This is a genomic window from Pseudomonas mangrovi (assembly GCF_003052585.1).
Taxonomy (GTDB): domain Bacteria; phylum Pseudomonadota; class Gammaproteobacteria; order Pseudomonadales; family Pseudomonadaceae; genus Aquipseudomonas; species Aquipseudomonas mangrovi.
Map to the genome: position 1 here is coordinate 36,978 of NZ_QASN01000016.1, position 26,120 is coordinate 63,097.

At 64.4% G+C, this 26,120-nt stretch carries 24 protein-coding genes, 2 pseudogenes and 1 riboswitch; of the genes and pseudogenes, 14 read left to right on the forward strand and 12 right to left on the reverse strand.

Annotation, left to right across the window (positions count from 1 at the left end):
- Positions 1–4: 4 nt before the first annotated feature.
- Together DBO85_RS08820 and DBO85_RS08825 are read right to left on the reverse strand one after the other, a co-directional pair.
- Positions 5–1,807 (reverse strand): DUF1302 domain-containing protein, encoded by a 1,803-nt coding sequence (locus DBO85_RS08820; protein WP_108106900.1) that lies wholly within the window; start codon positions 1,805–1,807, stop codon positions 5–7.
- A gap of 202 nt (positions 1,808–2,009) precedes the next feature.
- Complete coding sequence (locus DBO85_RS08825; protein WP_108106901.1) at positions 2,010–3,692, reverse strand: fatty acid--CoA ligase; 1,683 nt, start codon at positions 3,690–3,692, stop codon at positions 2,010–2,012.
- Between the two features lie 124 nt (positions 3,693–3,816).
- On the opposite strand from DBO85_RS08825, the gene DBO85_RS08830 reads away from it, so the two are divergent.
- The 4 genes from DBO85_RS08830 to DBO85_RS08845 all read left to right on the forward strand — a co-directional run bounded on the left by DBO85_RS08830 (position 3,817) and on the right by DBO85_RS08845 (position 7,408).
- Positions 3,817–4,992 (forward strand): acetyl-CoA C-acyltransferase, encoded by a 1,176-nt coding sequence (locus DBO85_RS08830; RefSeq protein ID WP_108106902.1) that lies wholly within the window; start codon positions 3,817–3,819, stop codon positions 4,990–4,992.
- A gap of 79 nt (positions 4,993–5,071) precedes the next feature.
- Positions 5,072–6,070: a class I SAM-dependent methyltransferase gene (locus DBO85_RS08835; RefSeq protein ID WP_108106903.1), complete on the forward strand. Its 999-nt coding sequence runs from the start codon at positions 5,072–5,074 to the stop codon at positions 6,068–6,070.
- A 33-nt stretch (positions 6,071–6,103) separates the two neighbouring features.
- Positions 6,104–6,295: riboswitch (yybP-ykoY riboswitch) on the forward strand.
- A gap of 14 nt (positions 6,296–6,309) precedes the next feature.
- On the forward strand, positions 6,310–6,894 hold the full coding sequence (locus DBO85_RS08840) for a TMEM165/GDT1 family protein (RefSeq protein ID WP_108106904.1): 585 nt from the start codon (positions 6,310–6,312) through the stop codon (positions 6,892–6,894).
- Between the two features lie 70 nt (positions 6,895–6,964).
- Positions 6,965–7,408: an ester cyclase gene (locus DBO85_RS08845; protein ID WP_108106905.1), complete on the forward strand. Its 444-nt coding sequence runs from the start codon at positions 6,965–6,967 to the stop codon at positions 7,406–7,408.
- A gap of 15 nt (positions 7,409–7,423) precedes the next feature.
- On the opposite strand, the gene DBO85_RS08850 is transcribed toward DBO85_RS08845, so the two are convergent.
- Positions 7,424–8,242 (reverse strand): M48 family metallopeptidase, encoded by an 819-nt coding sequence (locus DBO85_RS08850; protein WP_108106906.1) that lies wholly within the window; start codon positions 8,240–8,242, stop codon positions 7,424–7,426.
- Between the two features lie 569 nt (positions 8,243–8,811).
- On the opposite strand from DBO85_RS08850, the pseudogene DBO85_RS19685 reads away from it, so the two are divergent.
- Both DBO85_RS19685 and DBO85_RS19690 read left to right on the forward strand, forming a co-directional pair.
- Positions 8,812–9,834 (forward strand): annotated as a pseudogene (locus DBO85_RS19685) (HAMP domain-containing protein); the annotation flags it as partial.
- 261 nt (positions 9,835–10,095) lie between these two features.
- A pseudogene (locus DBO85_RS19690) lies at positions 10,096–10,692 on the forward strand (methyl-accepting chemotaxis protein); the annotation flags it as partial.
- Here the strand turns inward: DBO85_RS19690 and DBO85_RS08860 are convergent.
- Together DBO85_RS08860 and DBO85_RS08865 are read right to left on the reverse strand one after the other, a co-directional pair.
- Positions 10,693–11,310, reverse strand: coding sequence for an SOS response-associated peptidase (locus tag DBO85_RS08860; protein WP_108106908.1), 618 nt, complete (start codon positions 11,308–11,310; stop codon positions 10,693–10,695). It lies immediately after the preceding pseudogene.
- 30 nt (positions 11,311–11,340) lie between these two features.
- The gene (locus tag DBO85_RS08865; protein ID WP_108106909.1) at positions 11,341–11,601 is read right to left on the reverse strand and encodes a putative signal transducing protein; all 261 of its coding nucleotides are present in this window, start codon (positions 11,599–11,601) and stop codon (positions 11,341–11,343) included.
- Between the two features lie 135 nt (positions 11,602–11,736).
- On the opposite strand from DBO85_RS08865, the gene DBO85_RS08870 reads away from it, so the two are divergent.
- Positions 11,737–12,903 (forward strand): 1-acyl-sn-glycerol-3-phosphate acyltransferase, encoded by a 1,167-nt coding sequence (locus DBO85_RS08870; protein WP_177429755.1) that lies wholly within the window; start codon positions 11,737–11,739, stop codon positions 12,901–12,903.
- A 3-nt stretch (positions 12,904–12,906) separates the two neighbouring features.
- Here the strand turns inward: DBO85_RS08870 and DBO85_RS08875 are convergent, their stop codons facing one another.
- Entirely contained in the window at positions 12,907–13,173 is a 267-nt protein-coding gene (locus DBO85_RS08875; RefSeq protein ID WP_108106911.1) for a hypothetical protein, read from the reverse strand.
- Positions 13,174–13,434: 261 nt separating this feature from the next.
- Positions 13,435–14,019 carry a YajG family lipoprotein gene (locus DBO85_RS08880; protein ID WP_108106912.1) on the reverse strand — a complete coding sequence of 195 codons (585 nt, stop codon included), beginning with the start codon at positions 14,017–14,019 and terminating at the stop codon, positions 13,435–13,437.
- Between the two features lie 164 nt (positions 14,020–14,183).
- Between DBO85_RS08880 and DBO85_RS08885 the strand changes: the two genes are divergently transcribed.
- Positions 14,184–14,417, forward strand: coding sequence for a hypothetical protein (locus DBO85_RS08885; RefSeq protein WP_108106913.1), 234 nt, complete (start codon positions 14,184–14,186; stop codon positions 14,415–14,417).
- Between the two features lie 72 nt (positions 14,418–14,489).
- On the opposite strand, the gene mqo is transcribed toward DBO85_RS08885, so the two are convergent.
- Together mqo and DBO85_RS08895 are read right to left on the reverse strand one after the other, a co-directional pair.
- Complete coding sequence (gene mqo, locus DBO85_RS08890; protein WP_108106914.1) at positions 14,490–15,992, reverse strand: malate dehydrogenase (quinone); 1,503 nt, start codon at positions 15,990–15,992, stop codon at positions 14,490–14,492.
- 433 nt (positions 15,993–16,425) lie between these two features.
- The gene (locus tag DBO85_RS08895) at positions 16,426–16,713 is read right to left on the reverse strand and encodes a PA4642 family protein (RefSeq protein WP_108106915.1); all 288 of its coding nucleotides are present in this window, start codon (positions 16,711–16,713) and stop codon (positions 16,426–16,428) included.
- A gap of 246 nt (positions 16,714–16,959) precedes the next feature.
- On the opposite strand from DBO85_RS08895, the gene dauA reads away from it, so the two are divergent.
- Positions 16,960–18,699 (forward strand): C4-dicarboxylic acid transporter DauA, encoded by a 1,740-nt coding sequence (gene dauA / locus DBO85_RS08900; RefSeq protein ID WP_108106916.1) that lies wholly within the window; start codon positions 16,960–16,962, stop codon positions 18,697–18,699.
- On the opposite strand, the gene DBO85_RS08905 is transcribed toward dauA, so the two are convergent.
- Together DBO85_RS08905 and DBO85_RS08910 are read right to left on the reverse strand one after the other, a co-directional pair.
- Positions 18,687–19,157, reverse strand: a complete 471-nt coding sequence (locus DBO85_RS08905) for a WbuC family cupin fold metalloprotein (RefSeq protein ID WP_407681457.1) — start codon at positions 19,155–19,157, stop codon at positions 18,687–18,689. The genes dauA and DBO85_RS08905 overlap by 13 nt on opposite strands.
- Positions 19,157–19,714: a hypoxanthine-guanine phosphoribosyltransferase gene (locus DBO85_RS08910; protein WP_108106917.1), complete on the reverse strand. Its 558-nt coding sequence runs from the start codon at positions 19,712–19,714 to the stop codon at positions 19,157–19,159. The genes DBO85_RS08905 and DBO85_RS08910 overlap by 1 nt, the downstream gene beginning before the upstream one ends.
- Positions 19,715–20,020: 306 nt before the next feature.
- Here DBO85_RS08910 and upp point away from each other — a divergent pair, with 306 nt between their 5' ends.
- Positions 20,021–20,659, forward strand: a complete 639-nt coding sequence (gene upp / locus DBO85_RS08915) for a uracil phosphoribosyltransferase (RefSeq protein WP_108106918.1) — start codon at positions 20,021–20,023, stop codon at positions 20,657–20,659.
- Position 20,660: 1 nt separating this feature from the next.
- Positions 20,661–21,917 carry a uracil-xanthine permease family protein gene (locus DBO85_RS08920; protein ID WP_108106919.1) on the forward strand — a complete coding sequence of 419 codons (1,257 nt, stop codon included), beginning with the start codon at positions 20,661–20,663 and terminating at the stop codon, positions 21,915–21,917.
- A gap of 145 nt (positions 21,918–22,062) precedes the next feature.
- Here the strand turns inward: DBO85_RS08920 and DBO85_RS08925 are convergent, their stop codons facing one another.
- Positions 22,063–23,394, reverse strand: coding sequence for a spinster family MFS transporter (locus DBO85_RS08925; RefSeq protein ID WP_108106920.1), 1,332 nt, complete (start codon positions 23,392–23,394; stop codon positions 22,063–22,065).
- Positions 23,395–23,812: 418 nt separating this feature from the next.
- Here DBO85_RS08925 and DBO85_RS08930 point away from each other — a divergent pair, with 418 nt between their 5' ends.
- From DBO85_RS08930 to DBO85_RS08940, 3 genes are all read left to right on the forward strand, one after another.
- Complete coding sequence (locus DBO85_RS08930) at positions 23,813–24,676, forward strand: helix-turn-helix domain-containing protein (protein ID WP_108106921.1); 864 nt, start codon at positions 23,813–23,815, stop codon at positions 24,674–24,676.
- An 88-nt stretch (positions 24,677–24,764) separates the two neighbouring features.
- Positions 24,765–25,625, forward strand: a complete 861-nt coding sequence (locus DBO85_RS08935) for an alpha/beta hydrolase family protein (protein ID WP_108106922.1) — start codon at positions 24,765–24,767, stop codon at positions 25,623–25,625.
- Positions 25,626–25,911: 286 nt separating this feature from the next.
- Positions 25,912–26,120, forward strand: a 209-nt coding sequence (locus DBO85_RS08940) for a hypothetical protein (RefSeq protein ID WP_146168194.1), incomplete at its 3' end; no start/stop codon positions are given.

Sequence of the window (26,120 nt, forward strand, 5' to 3'; positions counted from 1 at the left end):
CTTATTAGAAGTTCATGCCAACGCTGAGAGCGAGGAAGTCGCGATCGGTCATGACGTTGTAGTCGCCGCCGAAGAAGTCGGTATACGACAGGCTCGCACTATATGTGTTGCGGTAGTTCGCATCCACACCAATGCTGACTGCTTTCGACCCTTCGTTGAAGGTCGGCCCGTAGCCGTCCACGTCATGCGACCAGCTGATGACCGGGCTCAGGTTAACACCGGCGAAGACGTCGCTGTAGTCCCATACCGCGCGGGTACGGTAGCCCCAGGAGCTGGAAGTGAAGTAGCCACCGGTACCATAGCGGGCGGCCGCCAGCGGATCGCTGAACGGGTTGCCAGAAAATGCATCGCGACCGTAAGTACGAGCCTCCAGCCCACCGAGACGGGTAGCACCAATTTCACCCACGACAGTGAGGCGATCGGCCCCCATGACCTGATCAAAAAAGTGCGTGAAGGTCGTCTGAACCTGGGTCATTTCCTTGCGGTTGTAGCCCCGATGATCAATCCCCGCACGACCAGCTGCAGCCGCTACACCAGCAAGACCGCCGCCCGCGCCAGCAAAGGCGCCAACCGGGTCAGTTGCGATCCTGCCAGTGTTGATGGTGGTGTTGAGTGCGATCGGCATGTTCGGGCGGTAGCTGACCTCACCCTGCCAGGCGGTGCCGGTAGGCAACGTGGTAGAGAAGCTCAGACCGTAGAGGCGGATGTCTTCCGGGTACTCCAGGTAGTAGTTGCCGGTTCCCAGCAGCATCGGCTGAGCGAAGGCCCCGCCGGCGGTAGCAAAAGCGTTCTGAATGTCCGCAGCGCTGCCGTTCTGATAGCCCACAATTGGCGCACGGCTGTGGTAATTCATGATGAAGGCGCCGTATTCGGTCTGCTCACCCAGCCAGCGCAGCGCCAGGCCCCACTGCCCGCTATCACGCGCGTCGCGGTCCTGACCTCGACGAATCATCACGCCTTCATCGGTAAAACGAATGCCGTTGGCTGCAGCAACTGCCGGAAACCCAAACGCTTTCAGGCCGTCGATCTGAGCCTTGCTCAATGCCGGATAGTCAACGCAGCCATCTGCCGCCACATCGACGGAGAAGAAGGTGCCGCAGTTTTCCGCGATGGTCTGGTCCCATTCCAACTGGTAGAAGGCTTCCATCGCCAGTTGATCGGTCAGACTCTGGGAAACGTAGAGCATGTTGACCGGCAGCAGCGCTTCCTTGACTTCCGCGCCGGGGCGACGAGCCGCAGCAGCGTCAATCGGGTTGATGCTGTTGATGCTGTTCATGATGAAGGTGCTTTCACCCCAGCTCACTACCTGGCGACCGGCACGGACGCTACCCGGCTGATCACCGAGGCTGTAGTTGTGGTAGATGAAGGCATCCAGAATCTGCGCGCCGGAAGACTGCGCGCCTTCCTTACGGTTCGAATCGCTGATGTCCTTGAACAGACGCGACTCATCCTTCAGTTCGAAGTCGTACCAGTACTTGCCACGAACGAACACGCCGGTATCGCCATACCTCAACTCAAGGTCATGAACACCCTTGAAGATCTTCGAGAAGGTCTCGCCGCGCTTGAAGTTCAGACGACCATCGTCACCCGTGGTGGTGAAACCAATGCCGCCATTCGGAGTGCCCACCAGGTCCTTGTCTGCCTTGTCCATCGCCCAGCTTGCACCCAGGGACATGCTGGAATCGAACTGGCCCTCGATATCCCCGATATTGAAAGAGACCGCATAGGCCGGCGCGGCAAGGGTGGAAGCCAGGCCGATCGCCAGCGGCAGCTTTGCCAGACGCCAGAACGGTTTAGCAGGGGTCATTGGGCTACTCCATATTTGTAGTTAGGTCAGACTTCAGTCGAACATCCCAAGGACTGATAACCCAAAAGGATGAACGAAAAAATTCGAGCCGCCTTAGCTCCCAAGGAAGGAACAAGAGCGACGGACCAAACCGACAGCAATAAGTAGGCCAATGCCCCGCGAGAGGCTCTGGCGCGCCGCATGAAGGCGCGCCAGGCAAGGCTTAGAGGGTGGAAAGGAAGGGGCTGCCCGAATCCAGCCACTGGGCGATATCCGCGCGGATGCGCTTCTTGTCGAGTTTCCCCACACTCGTCTTGGGAATTTCGGTAACACATGCAATCTGGGTGGGTATCGCCCACTTGTTGATGTGCCCCTCCTCGACGGCGGGCTTGAGGTGCTCCTTGAGGGCTCGCGCATCGAACTCTTGGCCTGGGTTGACGACCACCAGGGCGAAGGGCCGCTCACCCCACTGCGGGTCCGGAATGCCGACCACCGCCACGTCACGCACCGCCGGATGGCGACTGATCAGGTCTTCCAGCTCGAGCGAGGAAATCCACTCGCCGCCGGTCTTGATCACGTCCTTGATCCGGTCACGGATATCGATGCAGCTCATCTCATCGATCAACGCCACGTCACCGGTATGTAGCCAGCCGCCTTCCCACAGCTCCTCGCTCTTCTGCGGCTCCTTGAAGTAGCCCTGGGTCAGCCAGGGCGCACGCAGCACCAGCTCTCCCTGGCTTTCGCCATCGAGTGGCAGGTGCCGCCCCTCGGCATCCATCAATGAGGCCTCAACCAGCGGCACCGGCACACCAGCCTTGATCCGGTAGCTGATGCACTCGTCCTCGTTGCCCGCCAGCAGCTCTTCGTTGAGGTGGCCGGAAGAGATCATCGGACAGGTCTCGGACATGCCGTAGGCAGCGGTGAGCTGGATCCCGGTGGCCTTGGCCGCCTCGTAGAGACCGCGAGTAAGCGCACTGCCGCCGATGATCAGTTTCCAGCCGTTGAAGTCGACGCCCTGCGCAGCCTTGGCGTTCATCACCATCTGCAGGATGGTCGGCACACAGTGGGAGAAGGTCACCTTTTCACGGCGCCACAGCTCGACCAGGAGTTCCGGATCGTAACGCCCCGGGTAGACCTGCTTGAGTCCCAGCATGGTCGCGGTGTATGGCAGACCCCAGGCGTGCACGTGGAACATCGGCGTGATCGGCATGTACACATCGCTGGTGCCGAGCAGGCGGACGCTGTCGTTGCTGCCCATCGACGCCGCCTGGGCCATGGTGTGCAGCACCAACTGCCGGTGGGTGAAGTAGACGCCCTTGGGATTGCCGGTGGTGCCGGTGGTGTAGAAGGTGGTGGCGACCGAGTTCTCGTCGAAATCGGGGAACTCGTAACGCGTGGACGCTGCGTCCATCAGGGTTTCGTACTCGCCAACCAGATTGGGCAGCGCCGCGTCGTGCTCTTCGCCATCGGTCAGCAGCAGAGTCTTCTCGACCGTGGTGAGGTGTCCCTGAATACCCTGGTAGAGCCCAACGAACTCGCTGTTGACCAGCACGAAGCGGTCTTCGGCGTGGTTCATCGTGTAGAGAATCTGATCCGGCGACAGGCGCACGTTGATGGTGTGCAGGATCGCCCCGATCATCGGAATGGCGAACATGCATTCCAGGTAGCGATGGCTGTCCCAGTCCATCACCGCGACGGTGTCGCCCGCCTTCACCCCGGCCTCGGTGAGGACGTTGGCCAGACGCGCGACGCGCTCGGTAAAGGTCGCGTAGCTGTAGCGCAGGCGATCACGGTAGACGATCTCGCGGGTCTTCTCGTAGCGCACGCCGGAGAGCAGCAGGCGCTTGATCAGCAAGGGACAGGTGTAGGCGTTGGGCGCCGGCGGGATGATTCGGGTCTGCAGCATGGGAAACACCTTCGGATGACTTGTTATTGTTGAAGCGTCCCCGCCACTCTAGAAGGCCCCCTGGCTGCTCAAATCGACCAAAAGGATGATTCGGGCAACCGTGACCACCCACAGGAGCAACGACATGCGAGAGATATACATCGTCGGCGCCGCACGCACGCCGATGGGCGCGTTCCAGGGCAGCCTCAGCAGCCTGAGCGCCGTCGAACTGGGCAGCGCAGCCATCTCTGCCGCCGTGGCCCGCGCAGGCATCGCGCCCGCCAGCGTCGACGAAGTGATCATGGGCTGCGTACTGCCTGCCGGTCTCAAGCAGGGCCCGGCGCGCCAGGCAGCACTGGGCGCCGGACTGCCCAGCAGCACTGGCTGTACCACCATCAACAAGCTCTGCGGCTCGGGCATGAAGGCGGTGATGCTGGCCCACGACCTGATTCGCGCCGGCAGCTGCGAGCTGATGGTGGCAGGCGGCATGGAAAGCATGTCCAACGCCCCCTACCTGCAGACCAAGGCCCGCGCGGGGCTGCGCATGGGTCACGCAACCCTGCACGACCACATGTTTCTCGACGGCCTGGAGGACGCCGCCAGCGGGCGCCTGATGGGCTCCTTTGCCCAGGAAACCGCGGATGCGCAAGGCATCGACCGGGCCCAGATGGACGCCTATGCGATGGAGTCGCTGCGTCGCGCGCAAACGGCGATGAGTGCCGGCCTGCTGCAGACGGAAATCGTTGCGCTGACTGTCCGCGACCGTCACGGCGAACGCCTGGTCAGCGAGGACGAACAGCCACAGAGCGCGAAAATCGAGAAGATCCCGCTACTCAAACCCGCCTTCGCCAGCAATGGCAGCATTACTGCAGCCAACGCCAGCTCGATCTCCGACGGCGCATCGGCGCTGGTACTGGCCAGCGCCGAGCAACTGGGCGGCCGGCAACTGCAGCCCCTGGCGCGAATCGTCGGCCACTCGACCCATAGCCAGGCACCGAGCGAGTTCACCCTCGCCCCCATCGGCGCCATCGAACGCCTGCTACAGAAGACCGGCTGGAACCGGAGTGACGTGGATCTGTTCGAGATCAACGAAGCCTTCGCCCTGGTCAGCATGCTGGCGATCCGCGCCCACGACCTCGACCCCGCCCGGGTCAACATCTATGGCGGCGCCTGCGCGCAGGGCCATCCGATTGGCTCGACCGGCTCGCGCCTGCTGGTCACGCTGATCAACGCGTTGCGCCAGAGCGGTGGCAAGCGCGGTATCGCTGCACTGTGCATCGGCGGCGGCGAGGCCACGGCAGTCGCGATCGAGCTGTGCTGAGCGCTCCAGACCAGGACGACGAGCTGATAAGCTTGCGCGCTTTGCGCCGCAGCGGCGCGGCAAGCAATAGGGAGCATCCATGGATCCGCGCAGCGAAGTCCTTTTGCGCCAGACCGAACTCTTCACTGGCGAGCTGCTGCTCGCCGGTCTGCCGGCAGACGATCTGCTCGGCCGCCTGCCACTGGCGCGCGGCTGGAGCTGGCATGCCGGCGAGCAGGCAACGCTTGAGACGCGCTTCCCCGGTCGAGTCGAGTTCGCTGTCGAACGTCCCGCCGGCAGCTTCGCCGCCGCCGTGCTGTTCCTGCCCAAGTCGCGCGAGCTCAGTGACTATCTGCTTGCCAGCCTGGCCAGCGCGGTTGCCGGCGGAATGCTCTACCTGGTCGGCGAAAAGCGCGCCGGCGTAGAAAGTACCGCGCGCCGTCTGAGCGCCTTCGGTCAGCCGCGCAAGCTCGACAGCGCCCGCCACTGCCAGCTCTGGCAGGTCCAGGTCAACGAAGCGCCGTTGGCGCCACGGCTACATGATCTCGCTCGGCGTTACCCGCTGGACACGACTGAAGGTTCGCTGCAGGTCGTCAGCCTGCCCGGCGTCTTCAGTCATGGCAGCCTCGACGTCGGCAGTGCATTGCTGGCCGAACATCTGGACGGTCTGCCCAGCGGGCACCTGCTGGATTTCGGTTGCGGCGCCGGCGTCATGGGTGCGCTGCTCAAGCGCCGCTATCCGCAGAGCCGCGTGAGTCTGCTGGATGTCGATGCCTTCGCCCTGGAAAGCAGCCGGCTGACCCTGCAGGAAAATGGCCTGGAGGCAGAGATCATCGCCGGCGACGGCATCGCTGCCGCTCCTTTCGGACTCAGCGCGATCGTCAGCAATCCGCCCTTTCATCAGGGCGTGAAGACCGACTACAGCACCAGCGAGGCGTTGCTCGCCGAGGCGGCCCTGCATCTAGAGCCGCGTGGCGAAATGCGCCTGGTGGCGAACAGCTTCCTGCGCTATCAGCCGCTGATCGAGGCGCATCTCGGGCCATGCCAGGTTCTTGCCGAAGCCAGGGGATTCCGCATCTACCGCGCCTCTCGCCGCTGAGACTTGTATAGCCCCCAGAGCTTGGGCAGAATAGCCGCCGTCCTAGGGGAGTAGTCTCCCGCGATCCGCCATCGGCTCGCCCGGCACACGTCAACATACTTGGTCCGCAGACCATGGCGTGCGCGACCCGGCCCTCACCGGCCAAGGGTTTGACAAGACCTATGACACGCACACCTGACCCGGGGCGGGGAGGTTCTGCGTGTCATGGTTAATAGTCGACCCGCCCCTCTGGAAGCCCGATGCTCGAATCCCTGTTCGTCCCCACCCTGATCGTTGCGCTCGCTGAAATCGGCGACAAGACACAACTGCTTGCCCTGCTGCTGGCCGCGCGCTACCGCCGACCCTGGCCGATCATCTGGGGCATAGTGCTGGCGACCCTGGCCAACCACTTCGCCGCCGCCGCAATCGGCAGCTGGGTCGCATCCCAGCTCTCCCCCGCCCTGCTTGCCTGGATCCTCGCCGCAAGTTTTCTCGCGGTCGCCGGCTGGACCCTGATACCCGACAAGCTCGATGACGACGATGCGGGCGCGGGCGGACGCTACGGTCCGTTCCTGGCGACCCTGGTGGCGTTCTTCCTCGCCGAGATGGGTGACAAGACCCAGGTCGCCACCGTGATGCTTGCCGCTCAGTACGAATACCTGAGCTTGGTGGTGCTGGGCACGACCCTGGGGATGCTGCTGGCCAACGTTCCCGTGGTTCTGGCTGGCAATCTGGCGGCCGATCGCCTGCCACTGAATCTGATTCGGCGCCTCGCCGCGCTGGCCTTCCTGCTGTTGGCTCTCTACGCCGGCTATCAGGCCTGGATGCTCGCCACACCCGCCTGAGCGATACGGTGGGCGGTCGCGCTCTGGTAGAGTCCGATGGATCGAATCAGCCGCCGCCCAGGAGTATCGGATGACGCTGGAAGAGAACAAGAAGACCGCCCGACGCCACATCGACCTCACCTGGAACAAGGGGCACCTGGCGCTCGCCGAGCAGTTGCAGAGCAAGGATTTCATCTACCGCAGCGCACTGCTCGGCAACTCGTTGCCGGCGAGCGACTTCGTGCTGTTCATCCAGAAGGTCCGGCATGCGATGCCGACGCTGGAGGCCGTGGTCGAGGAATGCATTGCCGAAGGCGAGCGAGTGGTCACCTGGAGCACCCTGCTGGGCACCATCGAAAGACCCGTGGATGGCTACCCGGTCAGCGATCGGGTGCTCAGCTATTCGGTGGTTGCCTTCTGGACGTTCAACAGCAGCGGCGAGATCCGTGAGATCTGCACGCTGCTGGATATGGAGAACGTTCGCGCTCAGCTGGGCCTGGAGCGTACCGAGCAAGCGCACTCGGCGCTTGCCTGACACTCCTTCAAAGACTCAGCGCTGGCCGCGGGCCTGCTGATAGAGCGGCATGACCTTCGGGATCGCCGCCTGCAATGAAGCAATGCGACTTTGCGAGGCCGGGTGCGTGCTCATGAACTCGGGCGGAGCCGAGCCCCCGGCCTGCTGCATCTTGCGCCACAGGCTGACCGCCGCATTGGGGTCATAGCCTGCGCGCGCCGCCAGCTCCAGACCAATCAGATCGGCCTCGTTCTCGTTGCTGCGGCTGTTCGGCAGAGTCATGCCGTACTGCACTGCCGTGTCAGCCAGAGCCAGTTCGTTCTGGCCTAGGCCCAGTAGCGCGGCCGCACCCTGCTTGCTGAGCTCGACTCCATAGGCCTTCGACATCGCCTCGCGCCCATGCTCGCGCAAGGCGTGGGCGATCTCGTGCCCCATGATGGCGGCGATCTCGTCGTCAGTGAGGGCGAGCTTCTCGATGATCCCGCTGTAGAAGATGATCTTGCCGCCGGGTCCGCAACTGGCGTTCAGCTCGGGGCTGCGAATCAGGTTCACCTCCCACTGCCACTGCGCCGCGTCCGGACGGAAGATCGGCGCCTTGGCGATCAGACGCTTGGCCACCGCGTCCAGACGCCGCGCATTGTTACTGCTGCGATCAAGAACGCCCTGGCCGGCCGCCTTGCTTATGCTGGCCTGATACGACTGCGCGTACATCTGGTTGACTTCCTGGGTCGAGAGCATGCTGAACATGTACTGCTTGCGCTCGACACCGACCGCACCAGCACTCGTCGTGCTGACGGCCTGACAACCCGCCAGGGCCAGGGTGGCGCCGAGCGCCAGAATTGACCAAGTCTTCATCGTATCCCTCCATTGAAAAGGCCGCCTATGCTAGGTGGAGGTACCCACCCCGGCAAGCAAGCTACCCAGCATATGCCATGTCGATCACGCCGCGTGATAGCCGCGCCGCGGTGGGTCGTCAGCCGGCCGGGCCGGCAGCCTTCAGCGAGAAAGGCCAACTGCGCAGCATGACCAGAACCAGAGCAGACACCAGGTGACGCAGACAGCTTTTCACCGAAGTCGGCTCGCAAGGCAAAATTTTCCACAGACTCTCTAAGGTTTCTGGTCGTAGTGGCCGATAGCAATCCGTACATCCACTGGGCGGGGTCAACATGAAATTCAATTCCATTCGAACGCTGGTTGCCACCCTTGCCGGCGCGAGCATTCTCGCCGTGGTCGCCGTCCTGGTGCTTTACGCTCTAGTCTCGGGAGCCCGCACCCAGCAGGAAGTCGGGACCCAGAGCGAACAGTTGCTGATGCAGCAGATCGAGCAGCGCCTGGTAGCCCTGGCCCAGGTCCAGGGCTCGCTGATCAGCAAGGAACTGGGCGACGCAATGACCATCGCCGAGGGCCTGGCGCGGCTCAACGGCATGCTGGCGCAGACCGACGACCAGGGATCGCCGCTACTGGCGACCACCCGCGAGGAACTGTCCGCCCTGCTGCGCGAGACCACCGTACAAAACCCCAAGCTGCTGGGCGCCTATATAGGCTGGCAACCCAATGCCTTCGATGCCAGTGACGACATCTACGCCGGTACCGAGGGCGACGGCTATGACGGCAGCGGCCGCTTCATTCCCTACTGGTACCGCAACGCCGACGGCAGCCTTGGGTTAGACCCGCTCTACGGATTCGACAGCGAGAAACTGCTGCCGACCCAGGTCCGTGAAGGCGAGTACTACCTCTGCCCCAAGGAAACCCGCCAGGCCTGCCTGATGGACCCGGCGACCTATCAGGTCGGCGAGAAGGAAATCCTGATTACCTCGCTGACCGTGCCCTTGTTGCATCAGGGCGAATTTCTCGGCATCGCCGGTGTGGATCTTTCTCTCAGTTTCATCCAGGACCTGCTGATCAAGGCCGACGGCGGCCTCTATGGCGGCGCCGGCGAGATGGCACTGATCTCCGCCAACGGCCACCTGGTGGCCCACACCGGCGCGCCAGACAAACTGGGCCAGTCGATCAAGGGCATCCTCGACGCCAACGAACTGGCCAACCTCGGGCGCCTGGTCCCCGGCCAGACCTTCTATGACATCGATGAAGAGCATAACCACATCGAGGTCTTCGTCCCGCTGGAACTCAAGGGCGCTCGCAAGCCCTGGCTGCTGATGCTGCAGTTGCCACTGGACATCGCCCGCGCCGAGCTGAACGAATTCCAGGCCGGGCTCGCCGAACAGCAGCGTGCGGACGTGCGCAACATGGCCTTTGCAGGCCTGCTGATTGCCGCCATCGGCCTGCTGCTGATCTGGTTCGTCGCCCAGCGTATCGCCGCGCCGCTACGGCAGATGGCGGAAATGCTCGATGACATCGCCAAGGGCGACGGCGACCTGACGCAGCGTCTGCACGTGCAGCGTCGCGACGAGCTGGGACGCATCGCCAGCGGATTCAACACCTTCCTCGACAAGCTGCAGACCATGATCAGCCAGGTAGTGAGCTCGGTGCAGAAGGTCAGCGACTCGTCCGAGTCCACCGCCGACATCGCCATCCAGACCAACATGGGCATCCAGAAACAGATGGCCGAGATCGACCAGGTCGCCACCGCGGTGCATCAGATGACCGCCACCGCCCAGGACGTCGCGCGCAATGCCACCCAGGCCGCGGAAGCCGCCGGCAATGCCGATCGCTCGGCGAACCAGGGCAAGCGCGTGGTCGAGGACTCGGCCACCGCCATCACCGCGCTGGCCACCGAGATTGGCCGGGCGGTTGCGGTGGTGCAGAACCTGGCCAAGGACAGCGAGAACATCAATGCCATCCTGGTGGCGATCCGCGGTATCGCCGAGCAGACCAACCTGCTCGCCCTCAACGCGGCCATCGAAGCGGCGCGCGCAGGCGAGCAGGGTCGTGGCTTCGCGGTGGTTGCCGATGAGGTGCGCAATCTGGCGCAGAAGACCCAGCAGGCCACCCAGGAAATCCAGGCGATGATCCAGCAACTGCAGAGCGGCACCCAGGAAGTGGTGAACGTCATGGAGCAGAGCCAGGCGCGCACCGACTCCAGCGTGCGTCAGGCCGCTGCCGCGGCCGAAGCACTCGAAGCCATCACCCAGGCGGTCTCGGTGATCAACGACATGAACACCCAGATTGCCAGCGCGGCGGAAGAACAGAGTGCGGTGGCTGAGGATATCAATCGCAACATCAGCAACATCGGCCAGGTCGCCAACGAAGTGGCCCAGGGCGCGGACCAGGCCAGTCAGGCCAGTGCCGAGCTGACCAAACTGGCCGAGCAGCAGCGTCGCCTGATCAATCAGTTCAAGGTCTGATCAGGCCGGCGTCAGGCACTCTGGTGCGTCCAGCTTCGGGTCGTTGACGAAGCTGGCCAGTGCGCGCTCGCGCAACGCGACAGAGGGGTCTAGCAGCAGTGACTGCAGGCGCGGCAGCGTGGTCGCAGGATCCAGCCAGGCGTCGCGCTGCGCTCCGTCCAGCAGCAGCGGCCGGCGCTGACCGGCCTCGGCACGGGTCACCAGAGCAACGCTGAGGAAGACCCTGTCCTCCAGCGGATAGGCCTCCCAGATCGCCGCCATCTGCAGCAGCGCGCCATCACCGGACATCCAGTAAGGGCGTTTACGCGCCGAGCCGCGCCATTCGTAAAAGCCGTTGGCCGGCACCAGCGCCCGGCGCTGACGGAAAGCGTCGCGGAACATCGGTTGCTCGGCAAGGGTTTCGGCACGCGCCTGTGCCGGCGTGCGCGACAGGTCGGTGAGCCAGGCCGGGGTAAGCCCCCAGCGCGCCTCGGCCAGCGCCAGATCGTCCTGATCCATACGCAGCATCAGCACGCTGGCGCCAGGGGCGATGTTCCAGTGCGGTGCCTGTCGTGCGGGAAATCCGCGCAGAGCAGCGAACTCCGCGGACCAGCGAAACAACGCAAAGCGAGCGCACATGCGCGATACCCCTGAACGAGAAACCCGGTGTCAGCAGAGCAGAGTGCCCTGCTCGTGATCGGGTTCGTCGCCCGGCACCGGCAGCGCGGCATTGTACGCGGCGATAAGGCTCCTGGCCCGCTCGGCCTGCTCCGCCGCCACCAGCAACCCCAGCAGGCCCAGAGCCGGCAGCTCGCCAATCGCGCCCAACAGATCACTGCCCACGACGCGCGCCTCGATGCCTTCGGTCTCGAGCATGCCGACCAGCATCTGCGCTTCCATCAGGTCCCGTGGCTCATAGATTCTCAGCATGCAGACTCCTGCTCCGGCCCGCGTCGCTTCGCTGCAGGTGGCCGACTGTGACTTGGCGCTATAATCGCCGGTCTATTGCTGGCCCCTCACCCCAGGGGCCACACCTTTCTGCAACCGAACCAACCAATAGAGAGCATGATGGGCGAGTTCGATGCCATCCGACCGTACAACGACACCGAAGTCCCTGCCGTGCTGGCGCGCCTGCTCGCCGACCCCGCCTTTCTTGCGGTGCTCGCGCGCTTTCGCTTCCCGCGCCTGGCCGGCCCGCTTGGCTGGCTGCTCAAACCTCTTATAGCTCATCGCCTGCGCCGCGAGTTCGGCAGCAGCGCCTCGGTTCACAGCCTGCAGGAAAAGATCGAGGCCTACATCGACCGCACCATCGACAAGGCCACCGACGGCGTGACCTTCTCCGGCACCGAGAACCTGGCCTCCGGCAGCGCCTACCTGTTCCTGGCCAACCATCGCGACATCGTCATGGACCCGGCCTTCGTCAACTACGTGGTCTTTCACAACGGGCTCAAGACCCCACGCATCGCCATCGGCGACAACCTCTTGCAGAAGCCCTTCGTCAGCGACCTGATGCGCCTGAACAAGAGCTTCATCGTGCATCGTTCGATCACCGGCCGGCGCGAGAAGCTCGCCAGCTACCAGTTGCTGTCGGCCTACATCAATCATTCGATTCGCGAGGATGGCGAGTCGATCTGGATCGCCCAGGCCGAAGGCCGTGCCAAGGACGGTGACGATCGCACCGACTCGGCGATCCTCAAGATGTTCCACATGAGCCGCAAGGACGAGCCCTTCGCCGAGGTGATCGCCAGGCTCAACCTGACACCGGTGTCGATCAGCTACGAGTACGACCCTTGCGACCAGGCCAAGGCGCGCGAGCTGTACATCCGCGCCACCACGGGAACCTACGAGAAGGCGCCCGGCGAAGACGACGCCAGCATCGCGCTGGGCATCACCGGCTACAAGGGCCGGGTACACCTGCACTTCAACAGCCAGCCGGGTGCAACCTTCGAGGACGCCAAGCAACTCGCCGCGGAGATGGATCGACAGATTCTCACCGGCTACCGGCTTTTCCCGGTGCACTACCTGGCCTACGCCCAGTGGCAGGACGCCGACCCGCAGCTGCAGGTCCCGGCGGCCAGCACGCTGTTCGGCAGCGCCGAACTGGAAAAGGCCACCCGGGAGTGGCAACGCCGCCTGCAGGCCTGCCCGGAAGAGCAGCGCCCCTACCTGGTGATGCAGTACGCCATGCCGGTCCGCAACCAGTACCGCATTCGCGCAGGGCTGCCGCTCTGAGCTCTATAGGTGCGTACTGAACCAGGACAGCGCCAGTGCGGCGGCGAGGGAGAAGCTGGAGAAGCGGTAGAAGAACAGGTTGATGCGTGCGCCTGGCGCTTCCCCGGCGAAGCTGCCGCGCTCGGCGGCAAATAGCGTGGCGGCACGCGATTCGCGCAGCCGAGTGGCGAGCAGCAACCAGCTACCAGCCAACGCCAGGAACAGGGCGACCGCATTGAGCGCCTGACCAGGATGGCCGGCGACGAAACTCCAGAGGGATTGCACTGACATCGAACGTTCCACGCGGGCGGCTAGGCCCTACTGCTGAGGTAGCGAGGCCAGCAATGGCCAGCGACATTTTCGGGCGCGGATTCTACCCAACAGCCGCCGCCAGCGGCGGCCACGACGACAAACGGCGCATGATTTTCCAACCGCGACTGCACCTGATGCCGCAGCGAGTTACGAAAACGCCCCGCAGAACAGCCGCTGCCGAGCAGCCAGCGCCTTTCGCCATACCCCAAAAGCCCCGTCGAGACGGGGCCTTTTTCATCGTCACTCGGCGAGTAGCTCGCCCAGCGTCGGGTCCTTGAATGCACGGGTCAGTGCATCACTCAATACATCGCTGACCAGCTTGGTGTTGGTCGCCTGGTTTGGCGCCATGCCGAAGCGCTGATTCAGCGACGAACCGTAACGACCGGTGTAGCGCCGGCGCGAATTCTGCACATCGACACGGATCGAGGCCTTGAGATCGGCTTCGGTCACGTACAGACCCTCCTTGGGCGACTGGTACTTGAGGTCGGCCAGGGTGAAAGTGATCTGCGGTGCGTTATAGGCATTGGCCGTCGGCGTGAAGCCCAGCAGGCGCACACCAGCCTCGGCCTGGGCCTGCAGCTTCGGCAGGATGTCCTTGGAGCTCACGCTGATGGTGCTGGTCTCCGGATACAGGCCACCACGGGTACCCAGATTCGGCGATGCGCGACCGTCAACGACCTTGACCACTACCGGCTGGCCCTGACCCACGGCGGTGACGGGCGCATTGATCTTCACTTGCGGGCTGAGCGCCTGAGGACTGTGGGCACAGCCGCCGAGAGCCAGGGCGAAAACAGCGATCAGACCGAACAACGGACGAGGCAGCATCTGTATGTCTCCAGGGGATGGATGCGAAAGAGGGCGGCAGTATAACGACCGACGAGCGGCACTGACAGACTGGGCATGGGACCGGCCGGTAGCGCCACGGTTCCTGTCATACGCATGTCACCACCAGCAGGGATAAAGGACCCCACACCCTGCGGAGGTTAACCATGCTGGCCTTGTACTCCCTGCTGCTGCGTCCACGCACACGGCATTTTGCCCTGGTTGATCGACACGGCATCTGTCGGGCCCTGCGCCAGTGTCGCCAGATACCCGAAGGCAGCGACTGGGTCGAAGTCGACGAATGTCTACCCACCTGGCTCAACCGTCCCCTACCCGGCAGTGCCTGCGTACAGCCACAGGCAAGCCACGCTCGCGCACGGCGACGCCTGGCGCTGTCCTGAGGCGACGCGTCAGCCGCAGCAGAATGCAAAAGGCCGCTCCGAAGAGCGGCCTGTGCGAGCAAGTCGGCTGACTCAGACGTCGGCAGGCTGATCCAGCAGCAGGGTGGCGCAGTTGCGTGCCTGCACCTCGCGATAAAGCTCGGCGTCGGCGGTCAGCTCCTTCACCGTGGCCGGGATCATCTGCTTCAGGCGCGCAGACCACTCCTCACTGCCCAGCCGTTCGGCAAAGCAGCGCTTGAGCAGATCAAGCATCGCCGAGACCGACACCGAAGCACCGGGCGACGCGCCGAGCAGGGCCGCAAGGCTGCCATCGGCAGCCGCGACGATCTCGGTGCCGAACTCCAGCTTGCCGCCGTTTTCCGAGTCCTTCTTGATGATCTGTACGCGCTGGCCAGCCACCTCCAGGCGCCAGTCCTCACTGCGCGCCTGCGGATAGAACTTGCGCAGCGCATCCAGGCGCTCTTCCTGGGACTGCATGACCTGGCCGATCAGATAGCGGGTCAGGTCCATGTTGTCGCGCGCCACCGCCAGCATCGGCAGGATGTTGCCGGCACGTACCGACAGCGGCAGATCGAGGAAGGAACCATTCTTCAGGAACTTGGTGGTGAAACCGGCGTAGGGCCCGAACAGCAGCGATTTCTTGCCATCGACCACACGGGTATCCAGGTGCGGTACCGACATCGGCGGCGAACCGACCTCGGCCTGGCTGTAGACCTTGGCCTGGTGCTGCTCGACCACTTCCGGGTTGTCGCAGCGCAGCCACTGGCCGCTGACCGGAAAACCACCGTAACCCTTGCTTTCCGGAATGCCTGACATCTGCAGCAGCGGCAAGGCCGCACCACCTGCGCCAAGGAAGACAAAGGGCGCGCTGACGGTACGCGAGGCACCGCTGCGAGTGTCCTTGACCTTGACTTTCCAGCCCTCGCCGGCGCGCTCGAGGTCGACGACCTTCTGGTTATAGAGAACCTGGGCGCCATCCAGCGAGTTGAGATACTTGAGCAACTGATGGGTGAGCGCACCGAAGTTGACGTCGGTGCCACCGGTCACCCGGGTCGCGGCGATGCGCTCGTCGGCCGCACGGCCGGGCATCATCAGCGGCATCCACTGCTCAAGGGTGGCGCGATCTTCGGAGTATTCCATCTCGGCAAAGCAATGATGGCCGCGCAGGCTCTCGAAGCGCTTCTTCAGGTAGGCCACACCCTCCTCGCCCCTGACGAAGCTCAGGTGCGGAACCGGGTTGATGAACTTGCGCGGCGACTCGAAGGCGCCCTTGGCCACCAGATAGGACCAGAACTGCCGGGAGACCTCGAACATGCCATTGATGTTGATGGCCTTCTTGGTGTCGATGCTGCCGTCTTCGCCTTCCGGGGTGTAGTTCAGCTCGCACAGACCGGCATGACCGGTACCGGCGTTGTTCCAGGGATTGGAGCTTTCGGTGGCGTCCGAGTCCATCAGTTCGACCAGCTCGAGACGCAGGCTTGGGTCCAGCTCCTTGAGCAGGACCGCCAGCGTCGCACTCATGATGCCCGCGCCGACCAACACCACATCAACTGCCTGGTTTTCGTGTTGCGCCATTACCCTTCTCCAAGAACTCAACAAAAGCTGACGGCCGCGCGCAGGCGTCCGCACCGAATCTTGTTCAGTCAGAGGTTCTCTCGGATCAGGAGACGACCCAGGCGAACTCAATGACCGCCATGCCTCGTTAGAGCGGCCTGGGCGGGACTTGACCTGGGCAAGCGCGTGAATACGCAACTCGTACAACGGAGCCTGGAGCAAGGGGTAGCAGCTCTACAGGTACCAGTTTGCAGACACTAGGTTCAGTCATCCGCTGGCGGCGGTCCGTGCTTGTGACACAGACCCATGGGCGCCGGGCATGGTTTTCGGCGCGCACAATACCACTAAGGCTCAAGAAAAACGAAAATATTGATTTTTCCTTCTCAACGCACCGAGATTGCTTCTTTTCGGTGCTTTCTTCGCCCCGTTCCGTCGGGGCAAAGTGCCGATTCCATCAGCCGCGCGCGGCCTTGATGACCTCGATATAGGGTTCCGCCATGCGCTGATCGCGGATCAGCGCGATGAAGTCGTTGCCCTGGCTGTCGCAAGCCTTGAGGTCGTAGCCAGCTTCGACGAAGAAGCCGACAAAACGTTCGAAATCATCCACGCGCAAACCACGGTAGGCCTTGATCAGCTTGTGCAGCGCGGGGGGGGTATCGTCCGCCGGCTCTACCGCAAGAAAGAGCTTGATCGCATCGTCGCCGATCTCTTCACCGATCACCTGCTTCTTGTCTTTGCGCATCGTCCGCTACCGCCAGCTGAATTGAAGGGCGGCGATTTTACCCCCGCCCGGCTTGGCGCTCAACGCGCAAATCGGCGTGGGTCGCGGGCTGGGCGCATTGCGCCGCAGATCCATCGAGCGCGCCATAAGACCAAAGGATAGCCGGCTGCAGCCGCTGCGCTGGCTTGAGCGCTGGACAGCCGTGGCATGCCGGCAGTACAACCACGCAGTGCTCCCCGCGCGGGAGCGCCGCCCGCAGGAGCCTCGATGTCGCGCTTTGCCATTCCGCTGTTCAGTGCCGTGCGCCAGGCGCTGGCGGCAGGCTATTCACTTAAGGCGCTACGCGGCGACCTGATCGCCGGCATCACCGTCGGCATCATTGCCATTCCGCTGGCCATGGCCCTGGCCATCGCGGTCGGTGCGCCGCCGCAGCACGGCCTCTATACCGTGCTGATCGGTGCCCCGCTGATCGCCCTGTTCGGCGGTTCGCGCTTCAACATCTCCGGCCCCACCGCAGCCTTCGTGGTGATACTGCTGCCGATCACGATCCGCTTCGGCCTCGGCGGACTGCTGCTGTGCAGCATGCTGGCCGGACTTATTCTGATCGCCATGGGCCTGCTGCGCGCCGGTCGTCTGGTGGAGTTCGTGCCCTATCCGGTGACCCTGGGCTTCACCGCCGGCATCGGTATCGTCATCGCCACGCTGCAGATCAAGGACCTGCTGGGATTGAGCTATGCCGGCCAGCCGCAGCACTTCACCGATCACCTGCAGGCCATCGGTGGAGCCCTGCCGAGCATCCAGCCCGGCGATGCGCTGGTCGCCCTGGGCTGCCTGCTGGTGCTGATCCTCTGGCCGCGCTGGATACCCAGGGTGCCCGGGCACCTGGCTGCACTGCTGGTCGGCGCTCTGCTCGGCCTGGCCCTGGAAGCCGCCGGCCTGCCCGTCGCGACCCTCGGCGAGCGCTTCAGCTACGAACTGGATGGAGTCGTGCAGCCGGGCATCCCGCCCCTGCTGCCGGAGTTCGCCTGGCCCTGGCTACTCGCCGGGCCCGACGGTGCACCGCTGGTGCTGTCCTTCGAACTGTTCCGGCAACTGCTCGCCCCGGCGTTCGCCATCGCCATGCTCGGTGCCATCGAGTCGCTGCTCTGCGCGGTGGTCGCCGATGGCATGACCGGCTCCCGCCACGACCCCAACGCCGAACTGATCGGCCAGGGCATCGGCAACCTGGTTGCGCCGCTGTTCGGCGGCATCACTGCCACCGCAGCGATAGCCCGCAGCGCCGCGAGCATCCGCGCCGGCGCCTTCTCGCCACTGGCGGCGATCATCCATGCCGGTGTGGTCCTGGCGGCGATGCTGCTGCTCGCCCCGCTGTTCAGCTATCTGCCGATGGCCGCTCTGGCTGCCCTGCTGCTGATGGTCGCCTGGAACATGAGCGAGGCAGGCCATGTACTGCATACGCTGCGGGTGGCGCCGCGCGGTGACGTACTGGTGCTGCTGGTGTGCCTGGTCCTGACGGTGCTGTTCGACATGGTGCTGGCGGTGAGCGTCGGCCTGCTGCTGGCCGCCGGGCTGTTCATCAAACGCATGAGCGAGCTGACCGATACCGCCGCGCTACCCCGCCGCCTGGACATGTCGCAGCAGGACCTGCCGGATGCAGTGCAGGCCTACAGCATCCGCGGCCCGCTGTTCTTCGGTGCAGCGGAGAAGGCGCTCAGCGTGTTGCGCCGCTTCAACCCGGCCATTCGCGTGGTGATCGTTGAAATGGGCGCGGTGCCGCTGCTGGACATGACCGCCCTGGCGGCACTGGAGAACATCCTGCGCGACTATCGCAAGCAGGGCATCGCCCTGATCCTGGTCGGCGCCAATCCGCGGGTGCGCCTTAAGCTGCGCCGCGCCGGCATCCATCGGCATGATCACCGGTTGACCTACGTGCGTACCCTGGCCCAGGCCCGCGAGCGGGCGCTGCGCTGGCTGGGTGAGGACGCGGCGGTCCCTCAGTCGAACTGACTGCGCATCCAGGCCAGATAGGCGGCGGCAGCCGGCTCACCCTCGCGCGGCGCCCAGGGAGCCAGCTCGCCCTCCGCGACCGGCCGATAGGGGCCGGCCTTGGCTTCGAACAGGATGCTGTCCGGCTCGAGCACCACCAGCGCGTGGAACTCACCCGGCGGCAGGTCGACGCCGATGCACTCGCCGCCCGCCTCCAGCAGCCGCTTGCCGAGCACCTGGCCGTCTGCATCGAACAGCAACAGCCCGAGCCGGCCCTTGAGCACCAGCAGTGCCTCGGCCTTATCCGCGCAAAGATGGCGGTGCGGCGGTATGTAGGTATGCGGTTGCAGCCCGACCGCCATGCGATGACAGGGCTCTTCCATCGCGTGGAAGTTGTGATGCTGGCGCTGACGCGGATTGGCCGCCGATTGCGCGGCCAGTTCGCTGAACAGCGCCTGATCGAGGTAACGCGGCGGCATCAGAGGCCCTTGACCGCGTAGATACCCGCGGCGTTGCGCCAGTAGCCCTTGTAGTCCATGCCGTAGCCGAAGATGTAGCGATCGATGCAAGGGAGTCCGACGTAGTCGGCGACCAGATCCGGACGCGCCTTGCGCTCGTGCTCCTTGTTGATCAGTACCGCGGTATGCACATGGCTGGCGCCGGCGTGGCGGCAGAAGTCGATGATCGCCGCCAGGGTGTGCCCCTCGTCGAGGATGTCGTCGATGATCAGCACTTCGCGGTCGATGAAGGAGATTTCCGGCTTGGCCTTCCAGAACAGCTCGCCGCCACTGGTTTCGTTGCGGTAGCGGGTGGCGTGCAGGTAGGACAGCTCCAGCGGGAAATCCAGCAGCGGCAGCAGCTTGCCGGCGAAGATCAGCCCGCCATTCATCACGCAGAAGACCACCGGGTTGCGCTCGGCCAGTTCGCCATTGATCTGCTGTGCGACCTGGGCAATGGCCCGCTCGACGTCGGCGTTGTCGTACAGACAGTCGGCTTCGGCCATGACTTGACGGATATGCGCGAGATCAACGGACATGACTACTCCAGGGCAAGGGGCGAAAACGGGACGCGGCGACACTGGCGGACAGACGGCGACGAACGGCCAATCTACCCGGCCGGCCGCAAGGCCGCACAGCGCGCGGGAAAAGCGGCGCACGTTACCCAGCCTGCGCAGGCAGGGCAAGTCTTGCAAGAGCGCCGCCTGCCGGAACCGACGTCCGGCCGCTACAGCAACGCGTGCGGGCGCGGCGCGCTCGGCGGCGCTCCCGCACGCTTGCGTTGGCTGCCGCGGGACGGTCTGGATTACTCTAGCGCGGTTTTCTGCCGTGCCCTGGAGCCAGCCATGCCCATCCGCGAAATCCGCCACCCCTTGATCCGCCACAAGATCGGTCTGATGCGCCGCGCCGATATCAGCACCAAGAACTTCCGCGAACTGGCCCAGGAGGTCGGCGCGCTGCTGACCTACGAGGCAACCCAGGACCTGCCGCTGGAAAACTGCGCGATCGCCGGCTGGTGCGGCGAGGTACAGGTGGAGAAGATCGCCGGCAAGAAGATCACCGTGGTACCGATCCTGCGCGCCGGCATCGGCATGCTCGACGGCGTGCTCAGCCTGATCCCCAGCGCCAAGGTCAGCGTGGTAGGCCTGGCGCGCAACGAGGAAACCCTGCAGGCGGATACCTACCTGGAGAAGCTGGTGCGCGAGCTGGACCAGCGCATGGCGCTGATCATCGACCCGATGCTGGCCACCGGCGGCTCGATGATCGCCACCATCGACATGCTGAAGAAGGCCGGCTGCCGCGAGATTCGTGCGCTGGTTCTGGTCGCCGCGCCCGAGGGCATCGCGGCCGTCGACGCCGCCCACCCGGACGTGCAGGTCTTCACCGCCTCGATCGATTCGCACCTCAACGAGCAGGGCTACATCATTCCCGGCCTGGGCGATGCCGGCGACAAGATCTTCGGCACCAAGCAGAAGGACGCCTGACATGCAGCAGCCCCAGGACCCGCTCTGGCGCCAGGGAGTCACCGGCGCGCAGATGCTCTTCGTTGCCTTCGGTGCATTGGTGCTGATGCCGCTGATCACCGGCATGGACCCCAATGTAGCGCTGTTCACCGCGGGTATCGGCACCCTGCTGTTCCAACTGGTGACCGGTCGCCAGGTACCGGTTTTCCTGGCATCCAGTTTCGCCTTCATTGCCCCCATCCTGGCATTGAAGGCCGAGCTGGGACTGCCGGCGGTACTCGGAGGCATAGTCGCGGCCGGGGCGATGTACATGCTCTTGAGTCTGGCGGTAAAGCTGCGCGGGCCGGCGTTCATCGACCGCCTGCTGCCGCCGGTGGTGATCGCCCCGGTGATCATCTGCATCGGCCTGGCGCTATCGCCGGTAGCGGTCAACATGGCCATGGGCAAGAGCAGCGATGGCGCCCTGCAGCAGATGCCCTACCTGACCGCGATGATCATCGCCATGACCTCGCTGACCGTCACTCTGCTGGTGGCCGTGCTCGGCCGCGGCCTGCTGCGCCTGGTCCCCATCCTGGCCGGCGTGATCGCCGGCTGCGCGATGGCGTTCGCCCTGGGGAGGATCGATCTGAGCGCCGCCGCAGCGGCCCCCTGGCTGGCTCTGCCGAACTTCATCGCACCGGAATTTCACTGGGGTGCCATTCTCTACATGCTGCCGGTGGCGCTGGCGCCGGCCATCGAGCACATCGGCGGCGTGGTCGCCATCGGCAGCGTGACCGGCAACAACTACATAAAGAAACCCGGCCTGCACCGCACCCTGCTTGGCGACGGCCTCGCCACCTCCGCCGCCGGCCTGTGCGGCGGCCCGCCCAACACGACCTATGCCGAGGTCACCGGCGCGGTGATGCTGACGCGCAACTACAACCCGAAGATCATGACCTGGGCAGCCTGCTTCGCCATCGCACTGGCCTTCATCGGCAAGTTCGGCGTGGCGCTGCAGAGCATTCCGGGGCCGGTGATGGGCGGCATTCTCTGCCTGCTGTTCGGCTCCATCGCGGTGGTCGGCCTGAACACCCTGATCCGCAATCAGGTCGATCTGGGCGAGCCGCGCAACCTGATCATCGTTTCGGTGACCCTGGTGTTCGGCATCGGCGGGATGAAGTTCGGCGGCGCCGGCTTTGCCCTGTCGGGCATCTCGCTGTGCGCCCTGACCGCCGTGCTGCTCAACCTGCTGCTGCCCGGCGGCGAGGGCTGGAAGAAGAAGCCGGCGGACGAGACCTAGGGAACCTCTGAAAAGGTAGCGGGCGAAGGTCTGGCTAGGCGAAATCAGTCGAAAAAGCGCGCCAACGCTTTTCAACAGCCTGCTAGCCCCGCCCTGGCAGGAGCGCCAGGCAGGATAGCCTGAGCGCTGCTGCCGGCCGGTGTGATCAGGCCCGCTCGGCCGCCCACTGCTGAAGGTGCTCGACACTCTGGCGGTAGGGTTTCAGTCCCAGCCAGAGCAGCACTCCGGCAGCCAGCACCGCGACCGTGGTGATGATCAGCAACGAGTAGCGCAGCGCCTCGTCGTAACCGAACACGTAGTCGGTGACCAGCGCCACCGCGGTCGGACCGACGCCCAGGCCGAACAGGGTGATGACGAACAGGTATACCGCCGAGGCCTGGCCGCGCATGGCGTTGGGCATGATTTCCTGGATCGCCGCCGGCGCCACGCCAAACGGCATGCTCAGGAAGAACACCGCCGGGGCCAGCAGGATTGCAGCCCAGACCGCACTCGGCATCAGCGGAAACAGCAGCACCAGCGGCAACGCGCCGATGGCCGAGTAGAGACCGACGCGCATGTTCGCATCGGTCTTGCCGCGCTTGGCCATGACATCGGCCAGACGCCCCCCAAAGACGATACCCAGGCAGCCGAACACCGCCACGATGCTGCCGTAGACCAGGCCCACGGTGGGCATGTCCCAACCGTAGGTGCGGCGGAACAGCTCGGGAATCCAGGCCGCGCTGCCGTAGCCGGCGAACGACAGGAAGGCGAAGCCGAAGTTGTGCAGCAGCACGGTCTTGCGATTCGCCATCAGGTAGCGTCCGACCTGGCTGAACGGCACCGCCACCCCGGCACCGGCGCCACGCCGAACCGGCTCGCGCACCGCCAGCATCAGCAGGCTGAAGAACACGCCGGCCAGTCCGAGTACCAGGAAGATCAACTGCCACGGGCGTGTCTCGCCGATCAGCGGAAGGATGGTGTTGCCTTGCGTCGAGGCGAACTTCACCACCAGCCCCCCGAGTAGCAATGCCATCCCCGAGCCCAGGTAGATCCCCATCGAATAGACGCTGATGGCACTGGCGCGACGCTCCGGCGGGAAGCTGTCGGCAATCAGCGAGTAGGCCGCAGGCGACAGCGCCGCTTCGCCGGCACCGACGCCGACCCGGGCAAACAGAAAATGCATGTAGGACTTGGCCATGCCGCAGGCGGCAGTCGCCGCACTCCACACCAGAATGCCCCAGGCGATCAGGCCACGGCGGCTGCGCGTATCGGCCAGACGCCCGAGCGGAATGCCGCAGATGGTATAGAAGAGCGCGAAGGAGAAGCCCATCAGCAGACTCATCTGGGTATCGCTGATGTCCAGATCCGCACGGATCGGTCCGACCAGCAGACTGAGAATCTGCCGATCGACGAAGGAGAGAACGTAGGCGAGCATCAGCAGGAACACCGTGGTCCAGGCTGAAAGACTCGTCGGGTAACCGTTGTTGTTATTGGACATGGCGCGGTTATCTCCACTGCGCAAGGCGCGCAACTGTCTGACGTTGAGCCCCAGAGTAGCCACTCAGCCGACTCTGCGAGCAGGCTTATCCAGTCAGCGAATGGCGCAACCCCCGGCTAGCGAATGACCCATGCGACCGACCTGCGACTCATCCGTCGCTGTCTGACCCGCTGGTTGAGCGCTCACCACCCGTATGGGCTATTGCTGGGACACTGAACAGGACGCATAGATGAGCAGTCTGGGGCACTGCCGCCCCGATCGTTACCAGCTGCGCGCCGACAGGGATGTCCACGTCGTCCCGCGCAACGGGAAGGCCTGCGCCCTGACGGGATAGCACCGTGCATAACAACAAGAACCACGCGTTCGCTGCGGCGAGTCGCCACCTAGCCATACCCTCGTCCACCGAGGGGGCTCGATCATGAGCGCGTCACTGCTGTATCTCGCCGATCGCCGCGCCCTGTTCATGGGCACGCCGCTGACGATCCGACGCCATGTCCTGCCCGTCTCGCGGATGATCCTCTGTCTGGAAGGCGAGTTGCGCTACCAGCCGTTCGGCGAAGGTCCGCTGATTCCCTGTAGCAGCCTGCTGCTGCCGGTGGGGCTGCCCGTGACGGTCGACAGCAGCGAGGCGCTGATCGCCGACTGCTACCTGGACGTCTGCGGCTTCGACTACGCCGTGCTGCGCCAGCAGGCACGGCGCTGCGAGCATGCGATCTATTGCGATCTGCGCGACGAGCAGCCGCTACGCGAAATGCTCAACGCCGCGCGCCTGCAGCTGGCGCCGGCCGCAGCACTCTGGCCGCAGCTCGAGGCCCTGCTCAACCCGGCGGATCTGGTGGCCAGTGCGGAGCACTACAGCGACCCGCGGGTCGAACAGGTGGTGGCGCGAATCAAGCGTACCGCCCGCGACAACCTGTCGGTGGACGAACTGGCCGCAGGCGTAGGCCTCTCTGGCTCGCGCCTGCTCAGCCTGTTCAAACAGCAGGCCGGCATCCCCATCCGCCGCTACCGGCTGTGGCGCCGGCTGCACTACGCCACCTGCCTGCTCGCCGAAGGCTGCAGCCTGACCGAGGCTGCGATGGGCTCGGGCTTTTCCGACTCATCGCACTTCTCGCGCACCTTTAGCGACATGCTCGGCTTCCAGCCTTCGGCGCTGACCCGTAGCCATTGTGAGTTGAAAATACTGGTCAACCCGGCCAACGGCGGTGAAAGCGCAGCGATCTCTACCCCCCCCGAATTGGCGGCCAGTTCGTTCAAGTGCGATGCGCACGGTCGGGGCTAAGGTTCTGCCCACCTGCCGCGAGCCACGTTGGCAGGCATGGCGGACGCCCGCGTCCTCACCTCACAAAAACAACAGTGTGGAAACAACCATGAATGCAAAAACCCTGAAAATGCCCGCCCTGCTCGCCGGCCTCACCCTGGCTGCCTTCACCTCAGTCGCCAACGCCGGCCCGGCGGCCGGCAGCAACGGTGGTGAGCGTGTCTGCACCTACACCAGCGGCCTGACGTCCTTCTCCTACCGGTCAGCACGCGTCTCCTACCCGTGCAATCTTTCCGGCACCGCCCCGGCGACCACCCTGACCGGCGGCTTCACCAACACCAAGGAAGACATGTACTGGCTGGCTGACCACCTTTCCAGCCATGGCTACATCGTCATCACCATGACCCCGACCAACACCCTGGGCACCCCGCTGACCTGGGAAACCGCGCACAAGGGCGGCATCGACAAGCTGCGCTCGGAGAACTCGCGCTTCGGCTCCGCGATTCGCGGCAAGGTCGACACCAACCGCCTCGGCATCATGGGCTTCTCCATGGGCGGCGGCGGCACCCTGCTGGCGGCAGCCGATCTCGGCAGCCAGGTCAAGACCGCAGTACCGCTGGCGCCCTGGCTCGGCACCCTCTACCCGTCCTACCGCAACATCAGCGCCAAGACCCTTATCATCTCCGGCTCCAGCGACACTGTGGCGTTCCCGAGCACCATCGCCGGCTACTACCGCAACCTGCCGAGCGGCCTGACCCGCGGCCTGGCTGAAGTGCGTGGCGCCAGCCACTTCGACTGGTTCGGCTTCACTGCCTCCAACGCCCAGCAGACCCGTTTCAAGACGCTGACCACTGCCTGGCTGAAGACCTACCTGACCGGCGACACCAGCTACCAGACCTACTTCAATGGGACCGAGCACAACCGCAACGTCTCGGCTGGCTGGTACACCCAATACCAGTACCGTCCGTGAGCTGAAGCTTCGTCCGCCCTGCGGACAGCGATGGAAGGCCCCACCGGTTTCCGGCGGGGCCTTTTTGCGTTTACGGCTCCGCTGCCAGATCTTCGCAAAGACACGAAATCACTTTTCACCCTTACGGGTGGACACGCCAATATCAGTGGATTCGTTCAAGTGCGCCTCCGGTACCGGCGCTATGTTTGCCACCGGCTCCGGCCAAACGCCCCGCGGGAAGCGAGTAGCTGATCTCTCGCGACCGACGTAGTCGGGACTCATGTTTCAACAATAAAAGAGAACGAACATGATCAAAACACACCTGAAATTTGCCTCCCTGGCCGCCGGCCTGTTCCTGTCCGCTTCCGCTCTGGCTGGCCCCGCTCCGGGTAGCAACGGTGGACAAGCGGTGTGCGACTACAGCAGTGGTCTGACCTCGCTGAGCTACCTGTCGGCACGTGTTTCCTACCCGTGCAACCTCTCCGGTACCGCGCCGGCCACCACCCTCACCGGCGG